Source organism: Ectothiorhodospira haloalkaliphila ATCC 51935 (genome assembly GCF_000633935.1).
GTDB lineage: Bacteria > Pseudomonadota > Gammaproteobacteria > Ectothiorhodospirales > Ectothiorhodospiraceae > Ectothiorhodospira > Ectothiorhodospira haloalkaliphila.
The window spans coordinates 225,798-235,935 of the sequence record NZ_KK214995.1 but is presented as its reverse complement, the minus strand read 5'-3'; the positions used below and the strand labels follow the sequence as shown (position 1 = coordinate 235,935).

Below are 10,138 nucleotides of genomic sequence, written 5' to 3'. Positions count from 1 at the left end.
CGACGGCCCTGGCTTTACGATGGGCCCGGCAGGCGCCCTCGGGCTCGGACATGGCCCAATCCCGTCGCCTTCAGATCGCGCGCGGCTTCGCACGGTTTCTGCTGGTTGATGACCCTGGTACGGAAGTACCGCCGCAGCGCCTTCTCGGTCCCACGCACCGACGCGTCCCGCCCCGGATCTTCACAGAGAGTGAGGTGAGGGCATTGATGGAGGCTGCTGACCAGCTTCACCCTGCGGGATCGGCGCGTGGCTTGTCGATGCGCGTACTTATCGGATTGCTTGTGGCGACAGGACTCCGCCCCGGTGAGGGGGTACGCCTCAGCAACGAAGATGTCGACACTGCAAGGGGCCTGATCGTCGTTCGTAGTGGTAAGTTCGGCCATGAGCGCGTCGTTCCCCTCCACGAAAGCACGGTTGCCGCCTTGATCAGCTACCGGGTCGCCTGCGCCGGATTGACCATCGGATCAGAGTGCGGAGCGTTCTTCCGTCGCGGCAACGGTGAGTCCTTGGAAATCATCCACGCTGATTATGCGTTTCGATGCCTATGTCGGACGCTCGGTTTCAGCGGCGCGCCAGCCGGACATCGCTGGCCAAGGCTCTATGACCTTCGCCACACCTTCGTATGCAGACGGCTGCTCGCCTGGCACGAAGCCGGTGAGAGCGTTGATGTAAAGATGCCCTACCTTGCGGCGTACCTTGGTCACCAAAAGATCAGCTCGACGTACTGGTATCTGAGCGCAATCCCCGAACTGATGAACGTGGTCAGCGAGCGCTTCGCAGCCTTCGCGGCCAGAGCGGAGAAACCACTGTGACCAAGGCACCCACTGGGGCTGACTCACCGAAACTCGGGTGGCTTCTTCAGAGTTACTTCTACGACTATCTGATCGCACAGCGCCAGGCGAGTCCGCGGACAGTGACTGCATACCGGGACGTATTCCGGCTGCTACTGCGCTTCGCCGTACGCCGCGATCGGCACGCCCTTGCGGAGATGGGGCTTCAGGATTTGAACCGTGAACTCGTACTCGCCTTCCTGGATCACCTCGAACGCGAGCGAGGCAATACCGCTCGGACCCGCAACGTCCGCCTTGCTGCGATCCGATCATTCGTGAGCTATGCGGTTCTTCAAGACCCGCTTGCCCTCTCGACTGTGCAGCAGGTACTGGCTATCCCGATGAAGCGGCATGACCGCGGGCCGATCCACTATCTCTCGGTTGTCGAGATGAACTCGCTTCTTGAGGCGCCCCAAACATCCACTTGGAGCGGTCGACGTGACCAAGTACTCCTGCGAACCCTTTACAACACCGGAGGCCGTGTTTCGGAGATAGCGGCGTTACGACGAAAAGACGTCGACGCCGAGGATCGTCTGGTGGTCCATCTTCGTGGCAAGGGCAGGAAGGCAAGAGTGATTCCGCTATGGCGTGATACAGCGAGCCTCCTGCGGAAGTGGCTCGAAGAGCTACCAGACGAACCTGGAACACCGCTCTTCCCGAATCGTGCGGGGCAAGCCATGACCCGAAGCGGAGTGTCTCAGCGCCTGAAGGTTGCCGTGGCGGCCGCCGGTTGCTCTTGTCCCTCCCTGGGCAGAGCGAAGGTGTTGTTTCCCACCCCAAATCGCTGATCACCGCCTGATCTGAAGCGGATTATTTCCTCGTTGATAGAGCCAGCGTGGTGGCAGAGTGTGAGTCGGGTGTGAGGCGAAGTGCCCGGATTGATTCACCGGGCTGGCGGATCGGGGCGGACAGGGGCATGATCTGAGGCCAACCCATAAAAGTGGCCCGCCACGGTAGCCGCCGTGCGGGCCGGTGGCCGGTGTGCTATTGCGGTTGAGAACGCCTTTGACCGGCGAACAATACGTTACCCAGCAAGGCTGGTTGAAAGCAAGCCTGACGTGTTGTCCGCTGCATCCTGCCGGGGGCTGTGGCTTTGCCCGCCACGGCAGCTATGCGCGCAAGCGGCCTCGGGGGGCACGGATCGCCCGCTGGTATTGCCCGCAGGGGCACCGCACGTTTTCCCTGATACCTGATTGTCTGGCGGCCCGCTGGTCGGGGAAGCTACAGGCGGTGGAAGTGGCGGTGATGACCGCGGAGATCGCGCCCAGTCTGGTGGCGGCCGCCAGGATGCTGCGCCCCGAGATCGAGGAGGCAGGGGCGGTGCGCTGGGTACGCCGCCGCAAGGATGCGATAGACGATTGCTTGCACCGCCTCAGGGGACTGCTACTCGACCTGCTCACCGACTGCGCCCCCACCTTGACCGCCTGCCAGATCGCATTAGGTCAGACACCCTTGCTCCCCGCCCTGCGTGAGATTGCCGCGCCCTGGCTCGATCAGTTACCGCCGCCATTCGGTTTTGCCCACCGCTGCAGTGGCGGTGTGTCCACCTCCCCGTCGCGCCAACACACAATGGGCCCTGACCCGCCTGGCAGCGGGGCGTAGCGTCGTGGAGCGACCGTTTGGGTCGTTTTCCCCGGAGACGCTGCCATGCCCGATCCCTCTCATGACCTGCGCCACGAGATCGCCCTGTTCCGTTTCGGGCTGATCGCCGACCTGGTGCGTCGGCCGCCCGGCGCGCCCGGGCTCTATACCCAGCTCCATGCCATTGCCGCCCGCACCCATCAGATCCCTGGCAGCCATCGCACCCATGTGGCCGCCGAGACCTTGCGGGACTGGATGAAGAAGTACCGCCAGGGTGGCTTTGACGCCCTGCTGCCCAAGCCGCGCCAGGATCGTGGCCAGCCCCGGCGCCTGTCAGCGACCGTCACCGAGGCCCTGATCGCCCTGAAGGAGGAACATGCCTCCTGGTCCGTGCGCCAGGTGATCCGGCACCTGCGTGACAACGGCGCGGTGGACGCGGATCTGCCGCTGCCACCTTCCACGGTCCACCGCCTGTTCGTGCGTCATGGGCTGATGCAGCGCCAGGCCGAGGCCACTCATGACCAGGATCGCCGCCGCTTCGCCTTCGCCCGAGCCGGACAGCTCTGGTCCAGCGATGTCATGCACGGCCCCAGTGTCACCGTCGAAGGGCGCGTGCGCCGCAAGACCTATCTGATCGCCTTCATGGACGATGCCACCCGGGTGGTTCCCCATGCCGCCTTCGCCCTCTCGGAGAACACCCGCGCCTTCCTGCCCGTGCTGCGCCAGGCTCTGAGCAAGCGCGGACTCCCTGAACGCTTATACACTGACAATGGCGCGAACTACCGCTCCCATCACCTGGCCTTGGTCTGCGCCCGGCTGGGTATCGCTCTGATCCATGCGCGTCCCTACCGCCCTCAGGGGAAGGGGAAGATCGAACGCTTTTTCAGGACCTTACGCGCCCAGCTACTGAACACCCTCACCCCGGAGGATACCGCCAGCCTGGAGGCCCTCAACCGGCGCCTGTGGGCCTGGGTTGAGGGGGAGTATCACCACAACCCCCATCGCGGCCTGGACGGGATGACGCCCCTGGAGCGGTGGGCTCAGGACGGTGACCAGGTGCGCTATCTGGACCCGAGTCTGGATCTGGAGGATCTGTGCCTGTTCGAGGCGGTACGCAAGGTCCACAAGGACCGTACCGTCAGCCTCGACGGCGTGATCTACGAAGTGGATGCCGCCCTCATCGGCGAGCGCGTCACGCTGCGCTACGACCCCGGCGCCACCCGGCGCACCGTGCAGATCGTCCATCAAGGCCGGTACGTGGAAACCGCCAGGCCCGTGGACCTGTACGCCAACTGCTTCGTCAAGCGCAACACGCCCTCGCGCGAGGCCCGCAGTGAGGATCAGGGCCCGCAACCCAGCCCCTCGGGGATGCACTGGCGGGACTTCGATATCGAGGCGGGGGAGGACTGAGGCCATGTACCGCAAGCACTTCGGCCTGACCGCCTATCCCTTCGAACCCAGCGTGGCCAGTGAAGACCTGTTCGAGTCCCAGACCCTGCGCGAGGCCCAGGCCCGGCTCAGGCACCTGCTGCGCCTGCGGGGCATCGGCCTGCTCACCGGCGAGGCCGGCAGCGGCAAGACCACCGCCTGCCGACGCATCACCAGCACCCTGCACTCGGGACTCTATCGTACCTTCTACATCCCCCTGACCACCGGCAATGTCATGGACATGTACAAGTCCATCGCCTGGGAACTGGGCCTGCCCACCGAACGCAATCGCGCCAGCGCCTTCCGCCAGGTGCGCGCCGAAATCTCCCGGCTCACCCTGGAGAGCAAGCAACTGCCGGTCCTGATCATCGACGAGGCCCATCACCTGCGCAACGATGTCCTGGAGGATCTGCGCCTGCTCACCAACTACGCCATGGACTCCGATCCCCGTCTGTGCCTGCTGTTCGTTGGCCTCACCGAGCTGCGCCGGCGCCTGGGCATGGCCGTGCACGAGTCCCTGGCCCAGCGACTCGTCGTGCGCCATCACCTGGGGGGACTGAGCCGCGAGGAACTGCCCGACTACCTGGCCCACCGTCTGCGCCTGGTCGGCTGCGAACTGCCCCTGTTCGAGCCGGAGGCCATCGAGGCCCTCTATCAGGCCACCCACGGCATGCCCCGCCCTGTCGGCCGCCTGGCCCACTACGCCCTGACCTGCGCCGCCCAGCAACAGGTCCGCCAGGTCAGTGCCGAGCACCTGCAGACCGCCCTGGAGGAACTGCGACCATGAACCACCACCACACCCTCACCATCCCGCTGCCAGGCCACTGGACCCCGGAACAGGCTCTGGCCGTGTGGGAACTGCTGGAGATCCTCACCGAGCATATCGGCCAGCGCTACGACCTCGCCCTGCAGGAAGCCCTGGCCGCCGAGCGAGCGCCCTCCATCGACACCCGCCAGACCTCCCTGTTCGACGACGAGCAGGATCCCTTCTGAGTCCTTGCCCCCGGGCGCGAGTCACCCAAGGCTCGCGCCCCCAGCTTCCCGCATCCGTTCACCTTCCAGGAATCTTCCACCCGAGGGCATAATCCGGGAAAACACTCGGCCTGTAGCCAGGATCTGTGTGGGAAAAGGGGCGTGGAATAATCTGGGAAACAACAGAAGGTCACACCGCACGTGATCCGTCACACGACCGCGATGCATCTCCTGCAGTCTGGTGTTGAGCTGTCCGTCATCGCCCTCTGGCTTGGACACGAGAGCATCGAAACCACGCACGGCTACGTGGAAGCGGACCTGGCCTTGAAAGAGCAGGCCCTGGCCCGACTCGCACCACCGAGCATTGAGTCCACCCGGTATCGGCCGCAGCCGGAACTCCTCGCCTTCTTGGACTCTCTCTGATTATGCGAACAACAAACGGGCGGCATCGCGGCATCGCAAAGAGATTCGGCCGAGCCACCACCCCGCCTACTCCACATAATCGGGGACTCGTCATAATTCCGATTATGCGGAGCACAGCATAATCGGAAGAACTGGAACTTCGCTGGCTCCGAGAACGGAGGCCACGCCCTGGCGATCCTGCTCACCCTCCTGGAGACCTGCAAGCAGAACGGGGTGAACCCCCGTCACTATCTGATCGATGTGCTTGAGCTGCGTAGACCGCTGAAGGTTGCCACCCATTCCACGTGAAGCCTGCCACCCGGACCGGGGCAAAGCTGCCACCCATCGGAGCGTAGCGACGCGGGGTTTTCCTTCTTACTCCGACGTTGCGGTGTCGGTCAACTTGGACTGGGTTTTTCGCATGGACTCCCCTCTGAGATTGATCTTGTAGGCGTTGTGAACCAAGCGATCCAGAATGGCATCAGCCAGGGTGGCATCACCGATGACGTCGTGCCATTGGTCCATGGGCAGTTGGCTGGTGGCGATGGTGGATCGTCTGCCGTGGCGGTCTTCCAACACCTCCAGGAGGTCACGGCGGTTTTCAGCATTGAGTTTCATGAGCCCCCAGTCGTCGAGAATCAGTACATCCACTTTGGCCAAGTTGGCCAGAAGCTTTGCGTACTGACCATCCCCCTTGGCGATGCTCAGCTCCCGCAACAGACGGGTTAGACGAACGTAGTGGGCGGTGTGTCCCTCTCGGCAGGCCTTATGGGCCAAGGCACAGGCCAGCCAGGTTTTGCCAACCCCGGTGGGGCCGGTGATGAGGATATTGAGGTGTTCCTTCACCCACTGGCAGGCCGCCAGGGATTGGATCAACCCCTTGTCCAGGCCGCGCGGGTTCCGATAATCCAGGTCTTCGAGGCTCGCTGTGTGTCGCAGCTTGGCCTGGCGCAACCGGCTCGCCATGCGCCGATTTTCCCGTTCGGTTGTTTCGCGGTCCACCAACAGTCCAAGGCGTTCTTCGAAGCTCAGTTCCTGGATGTCGGGTGTGGCCACCTGGTCGGCCAGGGCGGCCGCCATGCCGGTTAACTTGAGGGCGTGGAGTTTATCCAGGGTGGGATGTTTGAGCATGTCAGACCCCCTCAGAGTAGTAGGCTGGGCCGCGGATGTTGTCGTGGCCATCAGGTAAGGCCAGCTCCTGCTGTTCTTCCAGAGGCTGTTCATCCAGGCGGTGTTTGAGGATGGATTCGATGTTCTTATAGCGGCACGTCCCAAGCGTCAGCGCGCGTTGACAGGCGGCCTCCAAGCGAACATCACCAAACGTCTTCCCCAGGCGGAGGATGCCCAGACAGGAACGGTAGGCTTGCTGGGGGTGCTTTCGGGCACCCAGGGCGGTGCAGATGAGCTTTTCTGTTGCAGGCCCGGTCTTGGCGGCCCATGCGATCAGACGCTTGGGCGTCCACTCACCTGACTGCCGATGGGATTCGGGCATGTGGGCGGCCACGGTGGTGTGCCGACCCTTCTGATCGGAGCGAGGGTGGCTGGCAATGCGGTTGCCCCGGTAAAAACACTCGATGGTGTTGTGGGTGATCCGGACCTCGACCTCCTTCTTGATCAGGGCGTAAGGCACCGAGTAGTAGTGCCCCCCGATGGCCACGTGGTAGTCGATATGTACCCGGGCCTTCTTCCATTCGGCATAGACATAACGCTCTGCCGGCAGAGGCTGCAGGGCCGGCTTGTCCAACTGCTCGAAGTGTTCGCGCCGACAACCGGGCAACTTCCGGAACGGGCGGTTGTTGAGCTTCTCCAGCAGTTCACGGATGCTGGATTTGAGTTGCCCAAGAGAGAAGTGCTGACGGTGGCGCAGTGCCGCCAGTATCCACCGCTCAACGATCAGCACGCCACCCTCCACCTTGGCCTTGTCCCGGGGTTTTCGGGATCGTGCGGGGACAACGGCCACACCGTAATGGGCGGCCATGTCCTGATAGGTCGGGTTGAGATCCGGATCGTAACGATGCGCCTTGGTGACGCCCGATTTCAGGTTGTCCGGCACCACCAGCTCTGGCACACCTCCGAAGAACTCGAAGGCCCGGATGTGGGATCCAATCCAGTCGGGCAGTGTCTGGCTCCAGGTCGGCTCTGCATAGCTGTAATTGGACGCCCCAAGTACTGCCACGAAGATCTGAGCCTCGCGGATCTCCCCGGTATTGCGATCAATGACTGGCACAGTCTGGCCGGCATAGTCCACAAACAGCTTCTCTCCAGCCCGGTGGTCCTGACGCATCACCATGTCCAGCTTGCCCTGCCAGGCCCGATAGTTCTCGCAAAACCAGCTGTACTGATACCCCTCTGGGTGGGCTTCCCGGTACTCCTGCCAGATCAGGAAAAGGGTGACGTGCTTGCCCCTCAACTCCTCTTTGACCCGATGCCAGTCCGGTACGACCCGGGCATGGGCTGGCAGGTCTGGAGGGGGCGGAAATAACAACTGCTCCAGGCGACTTTCGCCCAGGTCCTCTGGCAATGGCCAACTCAAACCCGCCTCGGCAAAACGCCGAAGATACTCCCTCACGGTGGGACGACTGATACCGCAGGCCAATGCAACCTGGCGGTTGCTCAGCCCTCGCTCCCATTTGAGGCGTAGGACTTCTTTGATCTTCCGCATGGATAACCTCTTCGCTGGCATCTGACCTTCCCCGGATGGAAAGGACCAGCCTACCGGTAAGTTATCCCGCGTCTGGACACTTCGATGAGTCGACTCAGCGCCTCTGCCTGGGTGGCAGCCTTGCCGTGGAATCAGTGGCAGCTTTCCCCTGGAATGGGTGGCAGGCTTGCCGTGGAATCAGTGGCAACCTTGCTCCGGAATACGCACTTGAGCGCATCCAGGATCCATCCCACCAACCGTCTCCACGAACTGCTGCCCTATCACTGGGAGCCGCGCACCCAGGCCTGCGGAGAGAATGCCAGCGGGGAGTGAGGAGTGGGTATACGTGCCCTACCGGACGCGTACCCTGGCTGGCATAGGCGACCGTCTGGACAAGCCCCTGGCTGATGACGCCCTCCAGGGTGCCACGCTGCAGCTTGAGCTCGATGACAATACGCTGCATCGGTCCATGAAAACCCCTGGCCGGGTCCGTCGGCCATTCAATGAAAAGGTCCGTGCGCTTGCGGCCCAGGCCATATTCCCGGCTGATGCGGCCACCGCCATTGACGATCCGCTGCAGGAACGCCTGCATCAGCAACTGCGGGCCCGCCTCCTTGTAGTCAAAGCGCTCCAGCCAGGCATCAGCCTGTTCGCGGAAGAACTGCTGGAAGGCACGCAGCAACTTCGGCAATCCATGTGGCGGGACCCCATGTCGCGCGGCAATAAATCCATCCAATGGACCCTCCGTGATGCACTGCCCTTCATCCCTGGTTGCCCTCACTGGCGACGGGGTGGCGGGGTGCCTACGATGGCTTTACTCTGCCCTTGTCCTTGTCCTTGACCCACGTCCCAGACAAGTCACCACAACCTCGCGAGCATGCCCACGGGCGCGATGTTCCCAGAGAAAGACCCCCTGCCAGGTGCCAAGCATGAGCCGACCCTGAGCAAATGGCACCGTGAGGCCACTGCCCGTGAGAATGCTGCGGATGTGCGCCGACATGTCGTCCGGCCCTTCCATATCATGGGCATACCTGGGATCGCCATCCGGCACCGTGCGGGTCATGTACCCTTCCAGATCCTTGAGCACTGTGGGATCAGCATTTTCCGTGATGGCAAGAGAGGCGCTGGTATGACGACAGAAGATCTGGCAGATACCGACCTGCAAGCCCGATGCGATTAGAGCGTCATTCACCGCCGCCGTAATCTCCGACTGCCCCCGACCCTGGGTATTGATGGTGATGCTCGCTTGATGAATGTCCATGACGCTACCCTCGACGTGCCCGATTTCAGCATCAGGATAACGGATTCGACACATACGAAAAGGCCCCTTCCTCAAGGTGGAAGGGGCCTTTTCAAGTTGATTCAAAACGATATGGTAGGCGCGATTGGACTCGAACCAACGACCCCTACCATGTCAAGGTAGTGCTCTAACCAGCTGAGCTACGCGCCTGTCGTGTTCGAATGCGGCATTATACAGGCTGCCTTCGGGGTGTCAACACCCAATTCAGAGCATTGTTTTTGATAGAAAAAAACAGTCCTTCCCTTTGGATAACCCTCCCCCCGATCCAACGCCTCCAGCAGCGACTCCCAGGTCAACCAAGGGAGCGAATCCGAGTTCGTGCCCAAACCGTGCCCAAATTGTGCCCAAGAGACGAAGAACCCGCCCGCCAGGATCCCAAAACCCCAGCTTTTACCTGAACACCACCCAGATTGGGCACACACCTCCCGCCACCACATGACATCCCCCGCCAGGTTGCACCAAAAATGGCGCGGTCACGCTGAAGCAACATGGCAGGCCGACTCGCCAACCAACCTGCATTTATAAAGTTTCATGGGAGGTTTCGCGGACGCGACATGGATGACCGCCACGCGCCGAGGTGCGCCCCTGGCGTCACAGGCCAAGAGCAAGACACCACGACCGCCAATGGCGCGAGATGATTGGGAGATCAGGGTAAGGCCGGCGACTCAATCGTGCGCGGGTGGGCATTTCCCCAGACCGCGAAGGTACGCCTCTATGGCCTGTCTTACGACATCAGATCTCGTCGGGATATTTCCCTGAGTCGTCCGCTGCTCAGCGCGACATTCATCCAGCAGCGCAAGGGTCTCGTCGTCCAGGCGAATGTTCACTTGTCGTTGCTGCGTGCGCTTCACCACAGGGGGCTCCCGTCCTCGATCTCGTGTGTGTCACTCCAAGTGTACCCCCTACTCATCTGCATGTGTAGGCGTATAGCCACTTGACAATCCGTATATCCGCTATACAAAGGAGGTGGCAAATGACGTACCT

General features: G+C 62.3%; 12 protein-coding genes, 1 tRNA gene and 1 pseudogene. 8 read left to right on the top strand and 6 right to left on the bottom strand.

Annotation, left to right across the window (positions count from 1 at the left end; translation table 11 throughout):
• The 8 genes and pseudogenes from ECTHA_RS16480 to ECTHA_RS19190 form a co-directional block, all read left to right on the top strand.
• The coding region (locus ECTHA_RS16480) for a tyrosine-type recombinase/integrase (protein ID WP_218915900.1) at positions 1-812 on the top strand (812 nt) is incomplete at its 5' end.
• Positions 809-1,618, top strand: coding sequence for a tyrosine-type recombinase/integrase (locus ECTHA_RS16475; RefSeq protein ID WP_025282616.1), 810 nt, complete (start codon positions 809-811; stop codon positions 1,616-1,618). The genes ECTHA_RS16480 and ECTHA_RS16475, both read left to right, overlap by 4 nt.
• A 217-nt stretch (positions 1,619-1,835) precedes the next feature.
• Positions 1,836-2,432, top strand: a complete 597-nt coding sequence (locus tag ECTHA_RS0101075; protein WP_026623440.1) for a hypothetical protein — start codon at positions 1,836-1,838, stop codon at positions 2,430-2,432.
• A gap of 45 nt (positions 2,433-2,477) precedes the next feature.
• The gene (locus ECTHA_RS0101070) at positions 2,478-3,821 is read left to right on the top strand and encodes an IS481 family transposase (RefSeq protein WP_025283053.1); all 1,344 of its coding nucleotides are present in this window, start codon (positions 2,478-2,480) and stop codon (positions 3,819-3,821) included.
• A gap of 4 nt (positions 3,822-3,825) precedes the next feature.
• Entirely contained in the window at positions 3,826-4,626 is an 801-nt protein-coding gene (locus tag ECTHA_RS0101065; RefSeq protein WP_025283052.1) for an ExeA family protein, read from the top strand.
• A complete protein-coding gene (locus ECTHA_RS16470; protein WP_025281226.1) occupies positions 4,623-4,832 on the top strand; it encodes a hypothetical protein in 210 nt (69 codons plus the stop codon). Before ECTHA_RS0101065 ends, ECTHA_RS16470 begins: the two co-directional genes overlap by 4 nt.
• 165 nt (positions 4,833-4,997) lie before the next feature.
• Positions 4,998-5,234 (top strand): annotated as a pseudogene (locus tag ECTHA_RS16465) (tyrosine-type recombinase/integrase); the annotation flags it as partial.
• 168 nt (positions 5,235-5,402) lie between these two features.
• On the top strand, positions 5,403-5,522 hold the full coding sequence (locus ECTHA_RS19190) for a transposase domain-containing protein (RefSeq protein WP_084306617.1): 120 nt from the start codon (positions 5,403-5,405) through the stop codon (positions 5,520-5,522).
• Positions 5,523-5,588: 66 nt separating this feature from the next.
• On the opposite strand, the gene istB is transcribed toward ECTHA_RS19190, so the two are convergent.
• From istB to ECTHA_RS19185, 6 genes are all read right to left on the bottom strand, one after another.
• Complete coding sequence (gene istB / locus ECTHA_RS0101045; RefSeq protein ID WP_025280968.1) at positions 5,589-6,344, bottom strand: IS21-like element helper ATPase IstB; 756 nt, start codon at positions 6,342-6,344, stop codon at positions 5,589-5,591.
• A gap of 1 nt (position 6,345) precedes the next feature.
• A complete protein-coding gene (gene istA / locus ECTHA_RS0101040) occupies positions 6,346-7,896 on the bottom strand; it encodes an IS21 family transposase (RefSeq protein WP_035368902.1) in 1,551 nt (516 codons plus the stop codon).
• A gap of 73 nt (positions 7,897-7,969) precedes the next feature.
• The gene (locus ECTHA_RS20170) at positions 7,970-8,536 is read right to left on the bottom strand and encodes a hypothetical protein (protein WP_026623439.1); all 567 of its coding nucleotides are present in this window, start codon (positions 8,534-8,536) and stop codon (positions 7,970-7,972) included.
• A gap of 132 nt (positions 8,537-8,668) precedes the next feature.
• The gene (locus ECTHA_RS0101030) at positions 8,669-9,115 is read right to left on the bottom strand and encodes a secondary thiamine-phosphate synthase enzyme YjbQ (protein WP_026623438.1); all 447 of its coding nucleotides are present in this window, start codon (positions 9,113-9,115) and stop codon (positions 8,669-8,671) included.
• 112 nt (positions 9,116-9,227) lie between these two features.
• Positions 9,228-9,304 (bottom strand) — tRNA-Val (locus ECTHA_RS0101025).
• Between the two features lie 515 nt (positions 9,305-9,819).
• A complete protein-coding gene (locus tag ECTHA_RS19185) occupies positions 9,820-9,981 on the bottom strand; it encodes a ribbon-helix-helix domain-containing protein (protein WP_238625352.1) in 162 nt (53 codons plus the stop codon).
• Positions 9,982-10,138 lie beyond the last annotated feature (157 nt).

What these genes read in the sequence shown, in the direction of transcription:
- ECTHA_RS0101070 (WP_025283053.1), top strand. Translation starts at nt 2,478, where the DNA reads ATGCCCGATCCCTCTCATGACCTGCGCCACGAGATCGCCCTGTTCCGT.
- ECTHA_RS0101065 (WP_025283052.1), top strand. Translation starts at nt 3,826, where the DNA reads ATGTACCGCAAGCACTTCGGCCTGACCGCCTATCCCTTCGAACCCAGC.
- ECTHA_RS16470 (WP_025281226.1), top strand. Translation starts at nt 4,623, where the DNA reads ATGAACCACCACCACACCCTCACCATCCCGCTGCCAGGCCACTGGACC.
- istB (WP_025280968.1), bottom strand. Translation starts at nt 6,344, where the DNA reads ATGCTCAAACATCCCACCCTGGATAAACTCCACGCCCTCAAGTTAACC.
- istA (WP_035368902.1), bottom strand. Translation starts at nt 7,896, where the DNA reads ATGCCAGCGAAGAGGTTATCCATGCGGAAGATCAAAGAAGTCCTACGC.
- ECTHA_RS0101030 (WP_026623438.1), bottom strand. Translation starts at nt 9,115, where the DNA reads ATGGACATTCATCAAGCGAGCATCACCATCAATACCCAGGGTCGGGGG.